At 67.1% G+C, this 19,518-nt stretch carries 19 protein-coding genes; 12 read left to right on the top strand and 7 right to left on the bottom strand.

Annotation, left to right across the window (positions count from 1 at the left end; genetic code table 11):
- Positions 1–98: 98 nt before the first annotated feature.
- From DMX10_RS02675 to DMX10_RS02660, 4 genes are all read right to left on the bottom strand, one after another.
- Positions 99–362 carry a hypothetical protein gene (locus tag DMX10_RS02675; protein WP_111259657.1) on the bottom strand — a complete coding sequence of 88 codons (264 nt, stop codon included), beginning with the start codon at positions 360–362 and terminating at the stop codon, positions 99–101.
- Positions 363–604: 242 nt separating this feature from the next.
- Positions 605–1,795 (bottom strand): methionine adenosyltransferase, encoded by a 1,191-nt coding sequence (gene metK / locus DMX10_RS02670; protein ID WP_111259656.1) that lies wholly within the window; start codon positions 1,793–1,795, stop codon positions 605–607.
- Positions 1,796–1,807: 12 nt separating this feature from the next.
- Positions 1,808–2,812, bottom strand: coding sequence for a metalloregulator ArsR/SmtB family transcription factor (locus DMX10_RS02665; protein WP_111259655.1), 1,005 nt, complete (start codon positions 2,810–2,812; stop codon positions 1,808–1,810).
- Positions 2,813–2,888: 76 nt separating this feature from the next.
- Positions 2,889–3,770 (bottom strand): LysR family transcriptional regulator, encoded by an 882-nt coding sequence (locus tag DMX10_RS02660; protein WP_111259654.1) that lies wholly within the window; start codon positions 3,768–3,770, stop codon positions 2,889–2,891.
- Between the two features lie 105 nt (positions 3,771–3,875).
- Here DMX10_RS02660 and DMX10_RS02655 point away from each other — a divergent pair, with 105 nt between their 5' ends.
- From DMX10_RS02655 to fba, 7 genes are all read left to right on the top strand, one after another.
- On the top strand, positions 3,876–5,009 hold the full coding sequence (locus tag DMX10_RS02655) for a TDT family transporter (RefSeq protein ID WP_111259653.1): 1,134 nt from the start codon (positions 3,876–3,878) through the stop codon (positions 5,007–5,009).
- A gap of 113 nt (positions 5,010–5,122) precedes the next feature.
- Positions 5,123–7,120, top strand: coding sequence for a transketolase (tkt, locus tag DMX10_RS02650; RefSeq protein ID WP_111259652.1), 1,998 nt, complete (start codon positions 5,123–5,125; stop codon positions 7,118–7,120).
- A gap of 93 nt (positions 7,121–7,213) precedes the next feature.
- Complete coding sequence (gene epd / locus DMX10_RS02645; RefSeq protein ID WP_111259651.1) at positions 7,214–8,281, top strand: erythrose-4-phosphate dehydrogenase; 1,068 nt, start codon at positions 7,214–7,216, stop codon at positions 8,279–8,281.
- Positions 8,282–8,285: 4 nt separating this feature from the next.
- Positions 8,286–9,449 carry a phosphoglycerate kinase gene (locus DMX10_RS02640; protein ID WP_111259650.1) on the top strand — a complete coding sequence of 388 codons (1,164 nt, stop codon included), beginning with the start codon at positions 8,286–8,288 and terminating at the stop codon, positions 9,447–9,449.
- Between the two features lie 68 nt (positions 9,450–9,517).
- The gene (locus DMX10_RS02635) at positions 9,518–9,712 is read left to right on the top strand and encodes a hypothetical protein (RefSeq protein ID WP_111259649.1); all 195 of its coding nucleotides are present in this window, start codon (positions 9,518–9,520) and stop codon (positions 9,710–9,712) included.
- Positions 9,713–9,754: 42 nt separating this feature from the next.
- On the top strand, positions 9,755–10,075 hold the full coding sequence (locus tag DMX10_RS02630) for an MliC family protein (RefSeq protein WP_111259648.1): 321 nt from the start codon (positions 9,755–9,757) through the stop codon (positions 10,073–10,075).
- A gap of 150 nt (positions 10,076–10,225) precedes the next feature.
- Positions 10,226–11,290 (top strand): class II fructose-bisphosphate aldolase, encoded by a 1,065-nt coding sequence (gene fba / locus DMX10_RS02625; RefSeq protein WP_021222606.1) that lies wholly within the window; start codon positions 10,226–10,228, stop codon positions 11,288–11,290.
- Positions 11,291–11,369: 79 nt separating this feature from the next.
- Here fba and DMX10_RS02620 read toward each other — a convergent pair whose 3' ends face one another.
- On the bottom strand, positions 11,370–12,059 hold the full coding sequence (locus DMX10_RS02620) for a polysaccharide lyase family 7 protein (RefSeq protein ID WP_111259647.1): 690 nt from the start codon (positions 12,057–12,059) through the stop codon (positions 11,370–11,372).
- A gap of 509 nt (positions 12,060–12,568) precedes the next feature.
- On the opposite strand from DMX10_RS02620, the gene DMX10_RS02615 reads away from it, so the two are divergent.
- Positions 12,569–13,069 carry a M48 family metallopeptidase gene (locus tag DMX10_RS02615; protein ID WP_111259646.1) on the top strand — a complete coding sequence of 167 codons (501 nt, stop codon included), beginning with the start codon at positions 12,569–12,571 and terminating at the stop codon, positions 13,067–13,069.
- Between the two features lie 244 nt (positions 13,070–13,313).
- The gene (locus DMX10_RS02610; RefSeq protein ID WP_218281306.1) at positions 13,314–14,066 is read left to right on the top strand and encodes an ABC transporter substrate-binding protein; all 753 of its coding nucleotides are present in this window, start codon (positions 13,314–13,316) and stop codon (positions 14,064–14,066) included.
- 6 nt (positions 14,067–14,072) lie between these two features.
- Here the strand turns inward: DMX10_RS02610 and DMX10_RS32735 are convergent, their stop codons facing one another.
- Positions 14,073–14,330: a DUF1652 domain-containing protein gene (locus DMX10_RS32735; protein WP_158545564.1), complete on the bottom strand. Its 258-nt coding sequence runs from the start codon at positions 14,328–14,330 to the stop codon at positions 14,073–14,075.
- 255 nt (positions 14,331–14,585) lie between these two features.
- Here DMX10_RS32735 and DMX10_RS02600 point away from each other — a divergent pair, with 255 nt between their 5' ends.
- Both DMX10_RS02600 and DMX10_RS02595 read left to right on the top strand, forming a co-directional pair.
- Positions 14,586–15,365: an HDOD domain-containing protein gene (locus DMX10_RS02600; protein WP_256604744.1), complete on the top strand. Its 780-nt coding sequence runs from the start codon at positions 14,586–14,588 to the stop codon at positions 15,363–15,365.
- 191 nt (positions 15,366–15,556) lie between these two features.
- Positions 15,557–17,584 carry a methyl-accepting chemotaxis protein gene (locus DMX10_RS02595; protein ID WP_111259642.1) on the top strand — a complete coding sequence of 676 codons (2,028 nt, stop codon included), beginning with the start codon at positions 15,557–15,559 and terminating at the stop codon, positions 17,582–17,584.
- Between the two features lie 39 nt (positions 17,585–17,623).
- Here the strand turns inward: DMX10_RS02595 and DMX10_RS02590 are convergent, their stop codons facing one another.
- The gene (locus DMX10_RS02590; protein WP_111259641.1) at positions 17,624–17,857 is read right to left on the bottom strand and encodes a DUF1127 domain-containing protein; all 234 of its coding nucleotides are present in this window, start codon (positions 17,855–17,857) and stop codon (positions 17,624–17,626) included.
- 179 nt (positions 17,858–18,036) lie between these two features.
- Here DMX10_RS02590 and DMX10_RS02585 point away from each other — a divergent pair, with 179 nt between their 5' ends.
- Positions 18,037–19,485: a PLP-dependent aminotransferase family protein gene (locus DMX10_RS02585; protein WP_111259640.1), complete on the top strand. Its 1,449-nt coding sequence runs from the start codon at positions 18,037–18,039 to the stop codon at positions 19,483–19,485.
- Positions 19,486–19,518 lie beyond the last annotated feature (33 nt).

The raw sequence follows: 19,518 nt of genomic DNA, 5'->3' as shown, positions 1-19,518 counted from the left end.
CGCCAATGCGATGGATTCGACGGGCTGGCGCTGCGTGTGGGAAGGGGGTGTGCGGCGGCGTCCTACAGGAAGGGCCGACGCTCGTCGGCCCCCTCTGCTCAGCCCTTGTTGGCTTCGTCGAGCTTCTCGCAGCCTTCGGAAAGCTGCTTCTCGGCCTTGTCGGCCACCGAGCCGAGCAGGCTGGCGCCCAGGCCGTTCTGTTCCTTCTTGGCCTCGTCCAGCTTGGCCTGTGCTTCCGCGCTCTTTTCCTCGCAGCCCTTGTTGAGCTTGTCGCCCAGGGGGTTGCCCAGGTCGACGGCCTGCGCCTGGACGGCGAACAGGGCTGCGAAGAGGGCGGCGGGAAGAATGGAGGTGCTGCGCATGGGTATCTCCTTGGGCTCCAGCGCCAATGCTTGCTCGCCCCGGGCGCTCGAGTCATCCGTGAGGGAGGGGCGAGAGGGCGCGGATTCTAGCAGCGGCGCCCCTTTGCTGGGGCAGGGGAAAGCTCGACCGATTCACGAATGCGGCAAATGGCTATCGCGCCTCTGCCGGCGGGGATGAGGAGGCTGAAGGCCGCCCATGAAAAAGCCCGGCACAGGGCCGGGCTTCCTTGTGTCGCGAAGCCTTACAGGCCGGCGGCGGCACGCAGGGCGTCGACCTTGTCGGTCTTCTCCCAGGTGAAGGTGCTGAAGGTGTCGTTGCCGACGGTCTTCTGCTCCGGGGTGCGGCCGAAGTGGCCGTAGGCCGCGGTGTCGCGGTACATCGGGTGGAGCAGGTCGAGCATCTTGGTGATCGCGTAGGGACGCAGGTCGAACACGTCGCGCACCAGCTTGATGATCTTCTCTTCGGCGATCTTGTGGGTGCCGAAGGTGTTGATCGAGATGGAGGTGGGCTCGGCCACGCCGATGGCGTAGGAGACCTGGATCTCGCAACGCTCGGCCAGGCCGGCGGCGACGATGTTCTTGGCCACGTAGCGGCCGGCGTAGGCAGCGGAGCGGTCGACCTTGGACGGGTCCTTGCCGGAGAAGGCGCCACCACCGTGACGGGCCATGCCGCCGTAGGAGTCGACGATGATCTTGCGGCCGGTCAGGCCGCAGTCGCCCACCGGGCCACCGATCACGAAGTTGCCGGTCGGGTTGATGTGGAACTGGGTGCCCTTGTGCAGCAGTTCGGCCGGCAGGGCGTGCTTGATGATCAGCTCCATCACCGCTTCGCGCAGGTCGGACAGCGAGACTTCCGGGTTGTGCTGGGTGGACAGCACCACGGCGTCGATACCGACGACCTTGCCATTCTCGTACTGGCAGGTGACCTGGGACTTGGCGTCCGGGCGCAGCCACGGCAGCAGGCCGGACTTGCGGGCCTCGGCCTGGCGCTCGACCAGGGCGTGGGAGAAGCGGATCGGTGCCGGCATCAGCACGTCGGTCTCGTTGCTGGCGTAGCCGAACATCAGGCCCTGGTCGCCGGCACCCTGGTCTTCCGGCTTGGCGCGGTCGACACCCTGGTTGATGTCGGGGGACTGCTTGCCAATGATGTTCATCACGCCGCAGGTGGCGCCGTCGAAGCCGACGTCGGAGCTGGTGTAGCCGATGTCGCAGATGACGTCGCGGACGATCTGCTCGAGGTCGACCCAGGCGCTGGTGGTGACTTCACCGGCGACGATGGCGACACCGGTCTTGACCAGGGTTTCCACGGCCACGCGGGCGTGCTTGTCCTGCTCGATGATGGCGTCGAGGACGGCATCGGAGATCTGGTCGGCGATCTTGTCCGGATGGCCTTCGGACACGGACTCGGAGGTAAAGAGGGAGTATTCGCTCATCTAACGGTTCCTTTAATACCGGTGGGTGAGGTCGCTTCGCGAATCCGGCTTGGCGAAGTGCCGTACCTGAATCTGAAAGCCGTTTCTTAAACCAATGTAGAGGCTCTCGCCGGGCGCAAGCCCTGCTGCGGCGGCCCACTGGGCCAGGTCGTCCTGTTCGAAGCCGAGCCAGAGATCGCCGCAGGCCTCCCTGGCCCAGCTCTGGTTGTGGCTGCACAACTCGGTGATCAGCAGGCTGCCTCCCGGAAGGAGGTGGTGGGCCAGCTGCTTCAGGGCCTCGGCCGGGGCGGCGAAATGGTGCAGGACCATGTTCAGCACCACGCAGTCGGCGGCCTCGTGTTCGTCATCCAGGGCGTCGGCGAGCTTGAGCTCGACGTTGCCCAATCCTTCGGCGGCGCAACGGCTGCGCGCCAGTTCCAGCATCGCCGGGCTGTTGTCCAGCGCGGTGACACGGGCAAAGCGCCGGGCCAGGTCGGGGAGGAAGCCCCCGTCGCCCGGACCCACTTCCAGGGCGCAGGCGCTGGCCGGCAGGTTCAGTGCGTCCAGCAGGGCCAGCACGCTGTCGCGGTACTGCGGCAGGCCGGCGATCAGGTCCTGCTGGGCCTGGAATTTCTCCGCCGAGCGGGCGAAGAACTCGCGGCTCACCGCCTCGCGCTGGGCATGCACTTCGGCGATCCGCGCCTGCACCTCCAGCGGCAGTTGCAGCGCATCGACCTCCTCCAGCAGCGCCCCGTGCAGGGTGCCGCCCAGGCGATCGCCCTGGGCGATGGCGCGGCGGTAGAAGATCGCGTTGCCTTCGCGGCGCGTGGCCACCAGCGCTGCCTGGGACAGCACCTTGAGGTGATGGCTCATGCCGGACTGGCCGATGGCGAAGATCTGCGCCAGCTCCAGCACCCCGAACGAATCGTTGGCCAGGGCACGCAGCACGTTCAGGCGCAGCGGGTCGCCCCCGGCCTTGCACAGTGCGGCCAGCTCGTCGCAGTCGTCGTGGCGGATCTGGGGTACGCGCAGGTTCATAGGTGGCGCAGTCTAGTCCCCGCTCCTGCGGCTCGCAACGGCAATATCAAAAAGTTTTGATATTGCCGATGGGTGGTTATTTTTTGTCCAGGATCATCGCGAGGAAGGCGGCCGGCGCGGGGCTCAGGGTTCGCGTGGGGTGCCAGAGCAGGTGCATCTCGCGCTCGATACGCAGGTCGTGCACATCGAGCGCCAGCAGGCGGCCGGCGGCGAGATCGTCCTCGATGACCCGCTGCGACAGCCAGGCGATGCCCTGGCCGTCGCGCACCAGGCGTTTCAGCGCCTCGGTGCTGGCGATGGCCATGCGCGGGCGTGCCTCCAGGCCCTGGCGGGCATAGGCCTGCTCGATGCTGGCGCGGGTGCCCGAACCATCCTCGCGCAGGTACAGCGCCTGGTCGGCCAGCTCGGCCGCATGCAGGCGGCCACGGGCCGCCAGGGGGTGGCCGGGACCGCAGACGGGCAGCAGGCGGTCGCGCTCCAGGAGGCTGAAGGCATGGCTCGCGCGATCGAAGTCGCCTTCGACGAAGCCCAGGGCGATGCGTTCGTCGGCCAGTGCCTGGGTGATCTCGCGGGTGTTGCTCACCTGCAGGTCGACGCGGATCTCCGGGTGCCGGAGGTGGAAGCGGGCGATCAGGCCGGGCAACAGGTAGCTGCCCAGGGTGGCGCTGGCGCCCAGGCGCAGTTCGCCGTCGTCGAGGCCGGCGAAGCTGCGCAGGTCCGCCTCGGCCGCCTGTTCCAGGGCGAAGATGCGTTGCGCATAGCGGTGCAGGCGCACGCCGCCTTCGGTCAGGGTCACGCCGCGGGGCTGGCGGTCGAAGAGGGGGACCCCCAGGCGCGCCTCCAGCTCGCGCACTTCGCGGGTCACCGCCGGCTGGCTGATGTGCAGGCGCTCGGCGCCGGCGCTGATGCTGCCGCTCTCGGCGACGGCGAGGAACACCTTGAGGTGATGGAGATTCATAAATGAAAGGCATGCCGTGCATATCGAGGATGTATTTTTCGTATAGCACGCCCGGGTTTACCGTGCAGTCATCTTCTGCAACGGGTCCACCCGACCGGAGCCATCATGCCTCGTCCCCTTTCCCGACTCGTCGAACCGCGTGCGCTGGTTCGCCACTTCATTCCCGGCTGGTTCGCCGTGACCATGGGCACCGGCGTACTGGCGCTGGTGCTGGGCGCCCTGCCCTGGCAGGTGCCGGCCCTGCATCGCCTCGGCGAGGCGCTGTGGCTGTTCAATGCCCTGCTGTTCGCGGCCTGCTCAGTGCTGTTCGTGGCCCGCCTGCTGCTGCACCCGGATACCGTCGCGCCGATGCTGGCGCACCCGGTGCAGTCGATGTTCCTCGGCGCCATCCCCATGGGGCTGGCGACCCTGATCAACGGCCTGGTGCTCTATGGCGGTTCGCGCTGGGGGGAGACCGCCCATGCCGTCGCCCACGGCCTCTGGTGGCTGGATGTGGCGCTGGCCCTGGGGGCGGCGCTGCTGGTGCCCTACCTGATGTTCACCCGCCAGGAGCACGCGCTGGAGAAGCTCACCGCCGTCTGGCTGCTGCCCATCGTCGCGCCCGAGGTGGCAGCCGCCAGTGCCGGCGTCATCGCCCCGCACCTGGACGCCGCCGATGCGCGCCTGCTGCTGGTGATGGGCTACCTGCTATGGGGCCTGTCGATGGCCCTGGCCTTCTCGCTGATCACCCTGGTGCTGCTGCGCCTGGCGCTGCACAAGCTGCCGGATACCGATTTCGCCGCCACCAGCTGGCTGCCCCTGGGGCCGCTGGCCACCGGCTGCCTGGGGCTGCTGGCGCTGGGCCGTGCCGCACCCGCTGCGTTGGCCGGCTCGCCCTTGCAGGGCGTGGCCGAGCTGCTGCCGGCCATCGGCCTGGTGGGCGGCCTGGTGCTCTGGGGGGCGGGCCTCTGGTGGCTGGTCACGGCCTGCCTGTTCACCCGTCGCTATATCCGCCAGCGCATGGCCTTCAACCTGGGCTGGTGGGGCTTCACCTTCCCGCTCGGGGTGTTCGCCCTGGCCACCTTCGAGCTGCAACGGCAGACGGGCCTCGCGCTGTTCGCCGGCGTCGGCGCCCTGCTGGCGCTGCAACTGGCCACCGTCTGGGTCCTGGTGATGCGTCGTACCCTGGCCGGCATCTGGCATGGCGAGCTGTTCCGCGCGCCCTGCCTGTGCCCCCTCGCGGGCCCGGCGCGGGGCTGAAATCGGGCGACGGCGCATCTTCGACCATCTGTCATTGCCCGAAGCCTGCCCGCTGGGCGAAAATAGCCGCCTTTTTTCGTTCAGCGTCTTTTCAGACCCGCAGGAGATCAGCGATGCCCAGCCGTCGTGAGCGTGCCAATGCCATTCGTGCCCTCAGCATGGATGCGGTGCAGAAAGCCAACAGCGGCCACCCCGGCGCCCCGATGGGCATGGCCGATATCGCCGAAGTGCTGTGGCGGGACTACCTGCAGCACAACCCGAACAACCCGCAGTGGGCCGACCGCGACCGTTTCGTGCTGTCCAACGGCCACGGCTCGATGCTGATCTACTCGCTGCTGCACCTCACCGGCTACGACGTCACCGTCGATGACCTGAAGAACTTCCGCCAGCTGCACAGCCGCACCCCGGGCCACCCGGAATACGGCTACACCGCCGGCGTCGAGACCACCACCGGCCCGCTGGGCCAGGGCATCGCCAACGCCGTGGGCTTCGCCCTCGCCGAAAAGGTGCTGGGTGCGCAGTTCAACCGTGAAGGCCACGAGATCGTCGACCACTACACCTACGCCTTCCTGGGCGATGGCTGCATGATGGAAGGCATCTCCCACGAGGTCTGCTCCCTGGCCGGCACCCTGGGCCTGGGCAAGCTGATCGCCTTCTACGACGACAACGGCATCTCCATCGACGGCGAGGTCCATGGCTGGTTCACCGACGACACGCCGAAGCGCTTCGAAGCCTACGGCTGGCAGGTGATCCGCAATGTCGACGGCCATGACGCCGACGAGATCCGCACCGCTATCGAGACCGCGCGCAAGAGCGCGCAGCCGACCCTGATCTGCTGCAAGACCATCATCGGCTTCGGTTCGCCCAACAAGCAGGGCAAGGAAGAGTGCCACGGCGCTGCCCTGGGCAACGACGAGATCGCCCTGACCCGTGCCAACCTGGGCTGGAACCACGCGCCCTTCGAGATCCCGGCCGACATCTACGCCGAGTGGAGCGCCAAGGAAGCCGGCGCCGCACGCGAGGCCGCCTGGAACGAGCGCTTTGCCGCCTACGCCGCCGCCCACCCCGAACTGGCCGCTGAATTCCAGCGTCGCATCAAGGGCGAGCTGCCGGCCGACTTCGCCGAGAAGGCCGCTGCCTACATCGCCGAAGTCGCCGCCAAGGGCGAGACCATCGCCAGCCGCAAGGCCAGCCAGAACGCGCTGAACGCCTTCGGCCCGCTGCTGCCCGAGTTCCTCGGCGGCTCCGCCGACCTGGCCGGCTCCAACCTGACCCTGTGGAAAGGCTGCAAGGGCGTCTCCGCCGAGGATGCCGCCGGCAACTACCTGTTCTACGGCGTCCGCGAGTTCGGCATGAGCGCCATCATGAACGGCGTCGCCCTGCACGGCGGCTTCATCCCCTACGGCGCGACCTTCCTGATCTTCATGGAATACGCCCGCAACGCCGTGCGCATGTCCGCCCTGATGAAGCAGCGCGTGCTCTATGTCTTCACCCACGACTCCATCGGCCTGGGCGAAGACGGCCCGACCCACCAGCCCATCGAGCAACTGGCCAGCCTGCGTTCGACCCCGAACCTGGACACCTGGCGCCCCGCCGACGCGGTGGAATCCGCCGTGGCCTGGAAGGCCGCCATCGAGCGCAATGACGGCCCGAGCGCGCTGATCTTCTCCCGCCAGAACCTGCCCCATCAGGCACGCGATGCCGCCCAGCTGGCCAACATCGCCCGTGGCGGCTACGTGCTCAAGGATTGCGACGGCGAGCCCGAGCTGATCCTCATCGCCACCGGCTCCGAAGTCGGCCTGGCGGTACAGGCCTTCGACCAACTGAGCGCTGCCGGCCGCAAGGTGCGTGTCGTCTCCATGCCGTCCACCAGCCTGTTCGACCAGCAGGACGCCGCCTACAAGCAGTCCGTGCTGCCGCTGCAGGTCGGTGCGCGCATCGCCATCGAAGCCGCCCACGCCGACTACTGGTACAAGTACGTGGGCCTGGAAGGCCGCGTGATCGGCATGACCAGCTTCGGCGAGTCCGCCCCGGCACCGGCCCTGTTCGAGCACTTCGGCTTCACCGTCGAGAACATCGTCGCCACCGCTGAAGAACTGTTGGAGGACTGAGCCGGAAGCCGAAAGCCGGAGGCTGGAAGCTGGAGCGCCCCGTGCGCCCTTCTTCCGGCTTCAAGCTTCCGGCTTCGAGCTCTTCGCGATCAGATGCCCAGCACTCCTTTCCGCGTTGCCCTGAACGGCTACGGCCGTATCGGTCGTTGCGTCCTGCGTGCGCTGCATGAGCGTGGCGGGCGTGATGGCTTCGAGATCGTCGCCCTCAATGACCTGGCGGACCAGGCCAGCATCGAGTACCTGACGCGCTTCGACTCCACCCATGGCCGCTTCCCGGGGGACGTGAAGGTCGACGGCGATTGCCTGCACATCAACGGCGACTGCGTGAAGGTGCTGCGCAACCCGGCGCCCGAGGGCATCGACTGGACGGCGCTGGGCGTCGACCTGGTGCTCGAGTGCTCCGGCCAGTACACCAACCGCGCCCAGGCCGAGCGCTTCCTGCGGGCCGGCGCGCCACGCGTGCTGTTCTCCCAGCCGATGGCCAGCGAGGCGGACATCGACGCCACCATCGTCTACGGCGTCAACCAGGACAGCCTGGTCGGCACCGAGACCCTGGTTTCCAACGCCTCCTGCACCACCAACTGCGGCGTGCCCTTGCTGAAACTTCTCGACGAGTCCGTGGGTCTGGAATACGTCTCCATCACCACCATTCACTCCGCGATGAACGACCAGCCGGTAATCGACGCCTATCACCACGAGGACCTGCGCCGCACGCGCTCGGCCTTCCAGTCGGTGATCCCGGTCTCCACCGGCCTGGCAAGGGGCATCGAGCGGCTGCTGCCGGAGCTGGCCGGGCGCATCCAGGCCAAGGCCATCCGCGTGCCGACGGTGAACGTGTCCTGCCTGGACATCACCCTGCAGACCGCCCGCGACACCAGTGCCGCCGAGATCAACCGCGTGCTGCGCGAGGCCGCCGAAAGCGGCCCGCTCAAGGGCCTCCTGGCCTACACCGAGCTGCCCCACGCCAGCTGCGATTTCAACCACGACCCCCATTCCGCCATCGTCGACGGCAGCCAGACCCGTGTGTCCGGGCCGCGCCTGGTCAACCTGCTGGCCTGGTTCGACAACGAATGGGGCTTCGCCAACCGCATGCTCGACACCGCAGGCCACTACCTGCGGGTTTCCGCTGTTTCCACAACATCCAGCCCCGTGAAGGACTGACCCCATGACCGTGTTGAAAATGACCGACCTCGACCTCCAGGGTAAGCGCGTACTGATCCGCGAAGACCTCAACGTCCCGGTGAAGGACGGTGTCGTGAAGAGCGATGCGCGCATCCTCGCCTCCCTGCCGACCATCAAGCTGGCACTGGAGAAGGGCGCGGCGGTGATGGTCTGCTCGCACCTGGGTCGTCCCACCGAAGGCGAGTTCTCCGAGGAGAACAGCCTCAAGCCGGTCGCCGAGTACCTGGCCAAGGCCCTGGGCCGCGACGTGCCGCTGGTGGCCGACTACCTGGACGGCGTCGACGTCGCCCCCGGCCAGGTGGTGCTGTTCGAGAACGTGCGCTTCAACAAGGGCGAGAAGAAGAACGCCGACGAGCTGGCGCAGAAATACGCCGCCCTGTGCGACGTGTTCGTGATGGACGCCTTCGGCACCGCCCACCGCGCCGAGGGTTCGACCCACGGCGTGGCCAAGTTCGCCAAGGTCGCCGCTGCCGGCCCGCTGCTGGCCGCCGAACTGGACGCCCTGGGCAAGGCCCTGGGCAACCCGGCCCGCCCGATGGCCGCCATCGTCGCCGGCTCCAAGGTCTCCACCAAGCTCGACGTGCTCAATTCCCTGAGCCAGATCTGCGACCAGCTGATCGTCGGTGGCGGCATCGCCAACACCTTCCTCGCCGCTGCGGGCTACAAGGTCGGCAAGTCCCTGCACGAAGCCGACCTGCTGGATACCGCACGCGCCATCGCCGCCAAGGTCAGCGTGCCGCTGCCGGTTGACGTGGTGGTGGCCAAGGAATTCGCCGAGACCGCCGAGGCCACCGTCAAGCTCATCGGCGACGTGGCCGATGACGACATGATCCTCGACATCGGCCCGCAGACCGCCGCCCAGTTCGCCGAGCTGCTGAAGTCGTCGAAGACCATCCTCTGGAACGGCCCGGTCGGCGTCTTCGAGTTCGACCAGTTCGGCAACGGCACCCAGGTGCTGGCCCAGGCCATCGCCGAGAGCCCGGCCTTCTCCATCGCTGGCGGTGGCGACACCCTGGCGGCCATCGACAAGTACGGCGTCGGCGAGCGCATCTCCTATATTTCCACTGGCGGCGGCGCGTTCCTCGAGTTCGTCGAGGGCAAGGTCCTGCCGGCCGTGGACGTGCTGGAACAGCGCGCCAAGGCCTGAAATAGCGGCTAAACCATGGCGGTGGCCCGTGGTCCCTTGAACAGGACCCGAGAAAAGGAGTTGCCGCCATGCGTACCAACCTGATCCTGCTGTCGTTGTTCGCGATGCTCACCGGTTGTGCGGGAGGTTCTTCCCCCGCCACCTGCGAGGTGTTGAGCCCGCCCCAGGTCATCCTGCCGCAATCCCAGGACGACCAGCGCGTCGAGGCCCAGAGCAGCGGTGACCCCACCGTCAACGGCAGCCAGGAGCAGCACTGTCCATGACCCGTTGCGGGTGAACGGCCTTCTGGCCAAGGGAGTGAAAGGATGAAAGGCATGTTCGCCCTTGCGGCGCTGTTGGCGCTGGGCGGCTGTGCGGGTGTCCAGGCGCCTGCGGACGACGAGTGGACCCGCTGGGTCTGCGACAGCCAGGCCGAGGTGTTGTGGCGCTTCGTCGATGCCGACCGGGAGCAGGTGGACCTGCGCCTGGGCGGCGGCGATATCGTCTACCGCCTCAAGCAAGAACCTTCGGGGTCCGGCGCGCTCTATAGCGACAGCCGCCTGGCCTTCCACACCAAGGGTGACGAGGGACTGGTGTACTGGGTCGCCACCGATGACCTGATCGGTCGCGGCTGCAAGGCGCCCTGAACCGGCGCCGACTATTGCACCGGGCCGGCGTCATCGCCGGCCGGTTTTTACGGGAGGACGCTCGCCGTCCTCCATGGAACTTGAACCTGGCCTGCCCCTGCGGCAGGCTTCGCATTTCGAATGCCCACCCACTCGGGAGACTGAAACACCATGGCACTCATCAGCATGCGCCAGATGCTGGACCACGCCGCCGAATTCGGCTACGGCGTCCCGGCCTTCAACGTCAACAACCTGGAACAGATGCGCGCCATCATGGAAGCGGCCGACAAGACCGATTCCCCGGTGATCGTCCAGGCTTCCGCCGGTGCCCGCAAATACGCCGGCGCGCCTTTCCTGCGCCACCTGATCCTGGCGGCCATCGAAGAGTTCCCGCACATCCCGGTGTGCATGCACCAGGACCACGGCACCAGCCCGGACGTCTGCCAGCGCTCCATCCAGCTGGGCTTTTCCTCGGTGATGATGGACGGCTCCCTGCGTGAAGACGGCAAGACCCCGGCCGACTACGACTACAACGTCCGCGTGACCCAGCAGACCGTAGCCTTCGCCCACGCCTGCGGCGTGTCCGTGGAAGGCGAACTGGGTTGCCTGGGCAGCCTGGAAACCGGCATGGCCGGTGAAGAAGACGGCGTCGGCGCCGAAGGCGTGCTGGATCACAGCCAGCTGCTGACCGATCCGGAAGAGGCTGCGGACTTCGTCAAGAAGACCCAGGTCGATGCCCTGGCCATCGCCATCGGCACCAGCCACGGTGCCTACAAGTTCACCAAGCCGCCGACCGGCGACGTGCTCTCCATCGAGCGCATCAAGGAAATCCACAAGCGCATCCCCAACACCCACCTGGTGATGCACGGTTCCTCCTCGGTACCGCAGGAGTGGCTGAAGGTGATCAACGAGTTCGGCGGCGACATCAAGGAAACCTACGGCGTGCCGGTCGAGGAGATCGTCGAAGGCATCAAGCACGGCGTGCGCAAGGTCAACATCGACACCGACCTGCGCCTGGCCTCCACCGGTGCCATCCGCCGCATGATGGCCGAGCAGCCGAGCGAGTTCGACCCGCGCAAGTTCTTCGCCAAGACCATCGTCGCCATGCGTGATATCTGCATCGCCCGCTACGAAGCCTTCGGCACTGCCGGCAACGCCTCGAAGATCAAGCCGATCTCCCTGGAAGGCATGTACCAGCGGTACGCCAAGGGCGAGCTGACCGCCAAGGTCAACTGAGTTCTGGTGCTGTAAACGGAAAGCCCCGCATTCGCGGGGCTTTCTGCTTTCCGGGGCCTGGAACCCGCATGCGGCGTCCTTACTGGGCGGTGCTGCTCGCCAGGGCCCGGTGCTCGAGCTTCAGGTTGTAGAAGGTGGCGCTGCCGGCTTCGGTGGCGTCGCCGGCGTTGTCCTGGGCATAGACCCCGGCCTTGAAGTACAGCGGCTTGGGCGCCCAGGTGGGGTCCAGCTGCTGGGTGAACATCGTGCTGTTGACCAGGATGCTCAACTGCCCGGTGGGCGACATGTTGATGACGTAGGTGAAGCGCTGGTTGAGCTTCACGCCGCTGAGCAGGGTGACCACCGCACCGGCTTCGTCGGTGGGGGTGTTGCGCACCTTGGCGACGATGTTGCCGGTGCCGGTCTTGGTCTTGAACTGGTACTCCAGCTTGAGCAGCGGGCTGGTGCTGCCGAAGGCGTGGATCTGGCCGATGACGATCTTGCCCGTGGACGGGACCTGGCCGACCGCCAGGTTGGCGCTCATGTAGTTGTCGGCGGCGCCATAGGTCCAGTTGCGCAGCTTGCCGTCGGCGTAGGTCTCGCGCAGCTCGCTGCGCGGGTAGACGGCGTTGGCGGTGGCGCTGCCGTTCACCGGGGTCCAGAAGAACAGGGTGCCGTTGGCCGCCTTGAAGTAGTTGTCCTGATAGCCACCCATCAGGGCGGGGGTTTCGATGGTCACCGAAGGGCTACCGACGGGGATGGTGAGGTTCCAGGTTCCGAGATCGATCATTTTGACTGAGTTCTCTAAGAGAACTTTCAGTCGGGTGCTATCTCATCCACGAGACGTAATCACTTACTGCGGCATCCGGCCAACTGCACACGAACTAAAAGTGAAAGCTAGGGAGTGGCAGGGGGCTGCCGTGTCGTCCGAAGGCATTTACGCCGTCTCGCGGAACGCTTTATAGGGTTGTGCAAGCCCCTTGTTAATCACCGATCGTCGCCGTCGGGCCTGTCAAAAAGCCGTCTGGAACGGGCTTTGCCATCAAGGTGCTATCGTAAAAACTAACCAGATGGTTCATGTCCGGAATGCCGTCCTCAGGTGGAATGCGGCTTGCGCCGAATCATTGGCGTCATTTTTCCGTAAGCGCAGCGGCAGCCCCGTTTCGCTGGGGGCGGGCAGGGGCTTCGAGGGCATCCGATGAACGGTCGCCGGGCGTCTGCCGCTGCGCTGACAGGCTGCGTCGCAAACTGTCACCGGCGGTAGAATGCGGGCTTTCCCCCCGGCCGCACCGATCCCCCATGAACCCGCTCCGCTACATCCAGTCCTACCCCGCCCACCTGCAGGAGCAGATCCGCCTGCTGATCGAGCAGCGCCGCCTGGGCGAATACCTCGCCAAGCGCTACCCGGATCGTCATGAGGTGCAAAGCGACAAGGCCCTCTACGGCTATACCAATGCCCTGCGCCAGGAGCACCTGCGCAATGCGCCGGCCATCGACAAGGTGGTCTACGACAACAAGCTGGATGTCGTGCAGAAGGCCCTCGGGCTGCACACGGCGATCTCGCGGGTGCAGGGCGGCAAGCTGAAGGCGAAGAAGGAGATCCGCGTGGCCTCGCTGTTCAAGGAGGCGGCGCCGGAGTTCCTGCGGATGATCGTGGTGCACGAGCTGGCGCACCTGCGCGAGCGCGACCACAACAAGGCGTTCTACCAGCTCTGCGAACACATGCTGCCGGGCTATCACCAACTGGAGTTCGATTTGCGCCTGTACCTGATCCAGCGCGAGCTGGAGGCGGGAAACTGAAGGGCAATGGGTGGGGAGGGAGGGGGAGTGTCATGCCCAACCCCAGCTGTGGAGGGCTGCAGGATGAGCGCAGTCCTGAGGCGGGCATGACGGGGCCGACTATACCCATGCGTCCCGGTTGGTCGATGTAGGCCCCGTCCCAAAGGCTCCGCCGAATGCTCCGGTGAGCTCCCCGTACCGGCTCGCGTCCGCCGGAAAAAGCCTGCTAGGCTCTCCCCATCCCTGTCGTCGAGTATTCGCGGGCATGAGCCGCTACCTACGGATGTTGTGTCCAGTGCTGCTGTGCCTGGTGTTCGCACCATCCGCGCCGGCCCGCGAATGGCTGGCCGTGGGGGCCGAGTTCCCGCGCCTGTTCGGACAGACCGTGGAAGGTCGCTTCATCGGACTCGGCCCTGACGTGCTGCGCGAGGTGGTGCAGCGCATGGGCGACACGGTGCGCTTCGAGGTCTACCCCTGGGCCCGGGCGCAGAAGATGGTGGCACAGGGGCGCGCGGACATCCTCATCGGCCCCTATCGCACGCCGGAGCGCGAGGGGCTGTTCCTCTTCAGCCAGCGCCCCTTCTACCGCGACCGCATCGTGTTCTTCGCCCGTTCCGGCCTCGCTCTCGCCTGGCAGGGCGACTACGCCAACCTGGCCGGCAAGCGCATCGGGGTCATCCGTGGCTGGACCTACGGGCCGAGCTTCGACCAGGGCCGCCAGGCGATGGACCTGCACAGCATCGAGAGCGTCGACAACGCGATACGCATGCTGGTGATGGGCCGCATCGACCTGCTGGCGAGCAACGAGCGCAACACCCGGCCACGCATCGACACCCTGGAACACGGGGCCATCAGCCAGTTGCAACCGATCATCGATACCCAGGACGGCTACTTCGCCTTCCCCAGGACCGACGAGCATGCCGCCTTGCGCAAGGACTTCGACCACGCCTTCGCCAGCCTGGTCGCCGAGGGCCGCCTGAGCGCGCTTGCCCTGCGCCAGGGCGTCACCATCCCCTGAGGGGCGTCATGGCGCGATACGTGGCGGGGCCTGGAACTGCGCGTCGATGTCGCGCTTCAGGCGCTGGACCAGGTGCAGCGCCTCGGCCTTGCCGCAGGTGGCGGAGAAGGGGATGCCGGCGGACTCGAGGATGGTCTTGCGGGTGCGCTGGTCGTAAATGAGCACATGCAGGCTGCGGTCGCTGTCCATGTGCCCGGAGAACCCCAGTGGCAGCAACTGGGTACGCATGAAGTCCAGGGTCCTGGACAGTCGTTCGGTTTCCACGGGAATGGCCTCGGTGCTGTGGGTGGGAAGGTGGACGCTACCCACCCATGGAGTGGAACGTGCGGCGGGCGTTCGGTTCCCCGTACCTGCGTGTCGCTCGTCGGCGGAGTGGCGCTGCACTGTTTGCCGGCAGCGCCGATGGCTACACTGGCACAAGGCCATGTGGGGACTGTCGTGAGTACTGAAGAGTCGGGTTATTCGATCTATAGGCGTCTGGTTTCGCAATTGATGAACGGTGAAGAGCAGCTCCCCAGCTTGCCCATGATCACCATGGAGATCCGCCGGGCCCTGGCCAATCCGGATGCCAGTACCTCTTCCCTAGCGCGGGTCATCAACAAGGACCCGGCGCTGAGCGCAACGCTGGTCAAGCATGCGGCCAGCACCCGCCTGCGCACCGCCTTGCCGCCCAAGACCCTGGAGGATGTGATCCGCACCCTGGGCATGCTGGAGGTGGACCGCATCACCATGGTCCACAGCATCAAGAGCCTGTTCACCCTGCACAGCGCCTCGCACAAGAAGCTCTTCGTCGACACCTGGAGCCGCCTGGCCCGGCGCGGCAGCATCAGCGCCGTGCTCGCGCGCCTGCTCGGGCACGCCTCTTCCGAGCACGTGCTGCTGGCCAGCGTGCTCAGCGACATCGGTGCCCTGGCGATCCTGTCCGCGTTCAAGGACGCCCAGCAGATCCCCTCGCCCGAGCTCTACTCGCGCCTGTGCCGGGAATACGGCAAGTCCCTCGGCGTCATCGTCCTGAAGAAGTGGGCGGTGGACGACAGCTATATTGCAGTGGTGCGCGGCCTGGGCGCCTGGGACGAATCCAGCGGTCCCGGCGTCGAGCTCGTCGACCTGATCAACCTCGGCCTGTTCCACGCGCTCCGCGAGGCCGGGCCCACCGCCCTGCTGCCGCCGCTGCGGGAGCTGGCTGCCTATCGCAAGTTGCAGCCGCCCCTCAATGCCCTGGACCCCAGCGGCAATGGCCTGGCCCTGGTAGCCAGCCAGCGCGCCGAGATCCAGCGGGTGGAGTCGCTGCTCCAGTAGTTGCACCGTTCGGGTGCATTGCCTTCCCGTCGCAGGGTCGCTGCGGGGTTCCGCTGGCCGGAGAGCCTCGTAATGCGCCGTGCGCAGCCTTTCCGGCGGCATCGGCGTTCTTGGGTGCCACCCCGGGTTCGGCTTTTGCATGATGCAGGCTTTCGGCTTACCTGCCGATCCGGGTCCACTGAGGTGTCGTCATGACAGCATTACTCACGCCGGGCGTGCGTCTGCTCGAAGGGTTCAGCTTCGCACGCAAGTTCCAGCTGCTCTTCCTCCTGTTCATCCTGCCGCTGGGCTATGCCCTGTGGGTGATCACCGCGTCCTACCTGGACCGCCTCGGCCTGGTCGACGGCGAGCTCAGCGGCATGCGGGTGATCGCCACCCTGGCCGACGCCCAGCACGAAGTGGGCGCCCAGCGCCTGCTCCTGGCCCGCTGGAAGGGCACCGAGGACGCCGCCAGGTCGCAACTCGAACAACGTGGCGGCCGCCTGCAGGAAGCCCTGGCCAAGGTCGACGCGCAGCTGAAGGCGGAAGGGCTCGGCGCGCAGAGCCGCAAGCTGTACGAGGAGGCCCGTTCGCGCAGTGAGCGCATCGGCTTCCAGGCCCTGGCTCCGCTGGCCCTGCCCGATGCCCTGGAGCGCTTCCAGGACGTGCTGCAAAGCCTGCAATCCCTGCGCGAGCAGGTGGCCACCGAGACCGGCCTCATCCTCGACCCGGGGATGGACACCTACCTGATGATGGAGCAGCTCACCTACGTGCAGCCGCGCGCCCAGGAGCTGCTCGGCAGCTTCGCTGCCAACGCCCATGGCGCCGTGGTGTCGCAGCACTTCACCCTGCAGAGCCGGGTCGCCGTGCGTGACCTGCGCCGCTCCCTGGACGACACCGCGCGGCAACTGCGCAAGGCCCAGGACGCCATCGCCCAGGCGTCCGACGTCAACGCCGCGCTGGAAGGTCCGTTCCGCCAGGCCGACCAGGCCATGAGCGACTTCCTCGCCCGGGTCGACAAGGGCATGTTCGAGGCCAACCCCTTCACCCTCGGCACCGCCGAGTTCGTCCAGCAGGTCGAGCGCCTCGATGGGCAGCTGGTAGCGCTGCAGCAGGCATTGACCGAGCGCTTCCAGGCACGCCTCGGCGACTTCCGTACCCAGGCGCTGCGCAGCATGGTCCAGGTGATCGGCGCCTTCAGCCTGCTCACCCTGCTGGCCCTGTACATGCTGCTGTGCCTGAACGCCGCCATCCGCCGTGGCACCGCTGCCATCACCGAGGCCGCCGAGGGCCTGCGCGCCGGCGACCTGCGCGTGGCCGCGGCCGTGCATGGCCGCGATGACCTGGCGCAGATCGCCGAAGCGCTGAATGCCGCGCTGGCGCAGCTGCGCAGCTCGCTGGAAGGCGTGAACCTGGAGAGCAGGCAACTGGGCGGGACCGTGCAACAGCTCAACGCCCAGGCCCAGGACACCCTCACCTCGGTGGAGCAGCAGCAGGGCCAGGTCAGCCAGATCGCCGCTGCCGCGCACGAGTTGGCGGCCACCGCCCAGAGCGTGGCGGAGAGTTGCGAGGGGGCGGCCCAGGATGCCCAGCAGACCCGTGAAATCGCCATGCAGAGCAACCAGCGCAGCGCCCGCACCGGAGCCAGCATGCGCGAACTGAGCACGCGCCTGGGCGACACCGTCTCCGCGTTGCAGCAGCTGCGTGACCAGGCGCAGCAGATCAACCGCGTGGTGGACGTGATCAAGGGCATCGCCGAGCAGACCAACCTGCTGGCGCTCAACGCCGCCATCGAGGCGGCGCGCGCCGGGGAGCAGGGCCGTGGCTTCGCCGTGGTGGCCGACGAGGTGCGCAGCCTGTCGCAGCGTACCCAGGACTCCACCCAGGAGATCGGCGACACCGTCGCCAGCCTGCAGGGCGTGGTCGGCCAGGCGGTCGCCCTGATGGAGGCCGCCTTCAAGCAGGCCGAAGGCGACGTGGGCAGCGTGCTGAGCATGGGTGAGGACCTGTCCGGTATCGCCGATGCGGTGCAGCGGGTCAGCGACCGCCTGGCGCAGATCGCCACCGCCGCCGAGGAACAGGCCGCAACGGCGGACGAGGTCAGCGGCAATATCCAGCAGGTCGACCAGGCCGCCAGCTTGCTGTTGCAAGGGGCCCAGTCGGTCCAGGCCGCCGCCGAGCAGTTGCATCGCGGCAGCCAGGCCCTGAACCAGAACACGTCGCGCTTCCGCCTGGCCTGATTGCCGGGCAACCGGCCGCCTGTGGGCGGCCGGCCTTCATCAGAGCTTCCAGAACGGTTTCAGCGCCTCGTCGCGGGCCTGCTCGCGAGTCAGGCCGATGTCGCGCAGGGCCTGCTCGTCCAGGTCCAGCAGCGCCTTGCGGGTTTGCAGGCGGCGCCAGAAGCGATGCCAGCGGCCGTCTCCCGCGGAGCGGGTGCTCGCACGGACGCGCAGGTGCTCCAGCTCCAGTTCTTTCGCGTGGAGGCTCAGCCGCGTATCGCTCAGGCCGTTCATGTCGATCTCCTCATGCCGGGGTGTATGGAAGACATGATGCGCGGCGGGTAAAAAGCGATACAGATTCAAGGATCTGTTATTTTTTTCATACAGATTGCGCAGTGGAGCGTCTGAATCCACAATTTACCCGTCATCTGTACCGGTCCGTAGAAAGCGGGCTCCACGCAAGGGGAACTGTCATGAAGCTCTACACCCAGCTCGCCGAAACCCTCGCCGCTCGCATCGAGCAGGGCTACTACCGGCCCGGCGACCGCCTGCCCTCGGTCCGCGCCCTGAGCCAGGAGCACGGCGTCAGCCTCAGCACCGTCCAGCAGGCCTACCGCCTGCTGGAGGATGGCGGCCTGGCCGTGCCCCGGCCCAAGTCCGGCTACTTCGTGCCGCCCCGTCGCGCGGCCCCGGCGCTGCCGGCCATGACCCGCGCGGCGCAGCGCCCGGTGGACGTGTCGCAATGGAGTGACGTGCTGGAGCTGGTCAAGCGCGGCGCCCGCGACGGCCTGGTGCAACTGGGCCGGGGCATGCCCGACGTCACCAGCCCGACCCTGCGACCGCTGCTGCGCAGCCTGGCGCAGGTCGCCCGGCGTCCGGACCTGGGCGGCCTGTACTACGACGCCATCCAGGGCTCGCTGCCATTGCGGGAACAGATTTCCCGGCTGTTGGTGGATGCCGGCTGCCAGATACCGGCCAGCGACCTGATCATCACCACCGGCTGCCACGAGGCGCTGTCCGCCTCCATCCGCGCCATCTGCCAGCCGGGGGACATAGTCGCGGTGGACTCGCCAAGCTTCCACGGCGCCATGCAGGCGCTGAAGGGCTTCGGCATGAAGGCCCTGGAACTGCCCACCGACCCGATCAACGGCATCAGCCTGGAGGCGCTGGAGATGGCCCTGGAGCAGTGGCCGATCAAGCTCATCCAGCTCACCCCCAACTGCAACAACCCCCTGGGCTACATCATGCCGGAGGCCCGCAAGCGCGCCCTGCTGACCCTGGCCCAGCGCTACGACGTGGCGATCATCGAAGACGACGTTTACGGCGACCTGGCCTACCGCTACCCGCGTCCGCGCACCATCAAGTCCTTCGACGAGGACGGCCGCGTGCTGCTGTGCAGTTCCTTCTCCAAGACCGTGGCGCCCGGCATCCGCATCGGCTGGATCGCCCCCGGCCGCTACTTCGACCGGCTGCTGCACATGAAGTACATCTCCACCGGCGCCACCGCCACCCAGCCGCAGATCGCCCTGGCCGAATTCCTCGCCAGCGGCGCCTACGAGCCCCATGTGCGGCGCATGCGCAGCCAGTACCAGAACGGCCGCGACCAGATGATCGACTGGGTGATGAAGTACTTCCCCGAAGGCACCCGCGCCAGCCGGCCCCAGGGTGGATTCATGCTCTGGGTCGAGCTGGACGAGGGGTTCGACACCCTGCGGCTGAATCGCGCCCTGCTCGACAAGGGCGTACAGATCGCCTCCGGCAGCCTGTTCTCCGCCTCCGGCAAATACCGCAGCTGCCTGCGCATGAACTACTCGCGCAAGCCCGATGCCGAGCAGGAAGCCGCCGTGCGCAAGGTGGGCGAGACGGTGAAGGCGTTGATGGAGGAGACGACCGTGGAAGCGAATTCATTCGCGATGCTTTGAACTCGGCGGCCTTCGGCTACCGATAGACCGGCG

It is taken from the genome of Pseudomonas sp. 57B-090624 (genome assembly GCF_003234055.1).
In the GTDB taxonomy this organism is placed as follows: domain Bacteria; phylum Pseudomonadota; class Gammaproteobacteria; order Pseudomonadales; family Pseudomonadaceae; genus Metapseudomonas; species Metapseudomonas tohonis.
Note: the sequence above shows the minus strand (reverse complement) of the source record. Positions and strands in the feature narration are given on the sequence as shown.

Coding starts and splice junctions, on each gene's coding strand:
- DMX10_RS02675 (WP_111259657.1), bottom strand. CDS start 362: ATGCGCAGCACCTCCATTCTTCCCGCCGCCCTCTTCGCAGCCCTGTTC.
- metK (WP_111259656.1), bottom strand. CDS start 1,795: ATGAGCGAATACTCCCTCTTTACCTCCGAGTCCGTGTCCGAAGGCCAT.
- DMX10_RS02665 (WP_111259655.1), bottom strand. CDS start 2,812: ATGAACCTGCGCGTACCCCAGATCCGCCACGACGACTGCGACGAGCTG.
- DMX10_RS02660 (WP_111259654.1), bottom strand. CDS start 3,770: ATGAATCTCCATCACCTCAAGGTGTTCCTCGCCGTCGCCGAGAGCGGC.
- DMX10_RS02655 (WP_111259653.1), top strand. CDS start 3,876: ATGCCTCGTCCCCTTTCCCGACTCGTCGAACCGCGTGCGCTGGTTCGC.
- tkt (WP_111259652.1), top strand. CDS start 5,123: ATGCCCAGCCGTCGTGAGCGTGCCAATGCCATTCGTGCCCTCAGCATG.
- epd (WP_111259651.1), top strand. CDS start 7,214: ATGCCCAGCACTCCTTTCCGCGTTGCCCTGAACGGCTACGGCCGTATC.
- DMX10_RS02640 (WP_111259650.1), top strand. CDS start 8,286: ATGACCGTGTTGAAAATGACCGACCTCGACCTCCAGGGTAAGCGCGTA.
- DMX10_RS02635 (WP_111259649.1), top strand. CDS start 9,518: ATGCGTACCAACCTGATCCTGCTGTCGTTGTTCGCGATGCTCACCGGT.
- DMX10_RS02630 (WP_111259648.1), top strand. CDS start 9,755: ATGAAAGGCATGTTCGCCCTTGCGGCGCTGTTGGCGCTGGGCGGCTGT.
- fba (WP_021222606.1), top strand. CDS start 10,226: ATGGCACTCATCAGCATGCGCCAGATGCTGGACCACGCCGCCGAATTC.
- DMX10_RS02620 (WP_111259647.1), bottom strand. CDS start 12,059: ATGATCGATCTCGGAACCTGGAACCTCACCATCCCCGTCGGTAGCCCT.
- DMX10_RS02615 (WP_111259646.1), top strand. CDS start 12,569: ATGAACCCGCTCCGCTACATCCAGTCCTACCCCGCCCACCTGCAGGAG.
- DMX10_RS02610 (WP_218281306.1), top strand. CDS start 13,314: ATGAGCCGCTACCTACGGATGTTGTGTCCAGTGCTGCTGTGCCTGGTG.
- DMX10_RS02595 (WP_111259642.1), top strand. CDS start 15,557: ATGACAGCATTACTCACGCCGGGCGTGCGTCTGCTCGAAGGGTTCAGC.
- DMX10_RS02590 (WP_111259641.1), bottom strand. CDS start 17,857: ATGAACGGCCTGAGCGATACGCGGCTGAGCCTCCACGCGAAAGAACTG.
- DMX10_RS02585 (WP_111259640.1), top strand. CDS start 18,037: ATGAAGCTCTACACCCAGCTCGCCGAAACCCTCGCCGCTCGCATCGAG.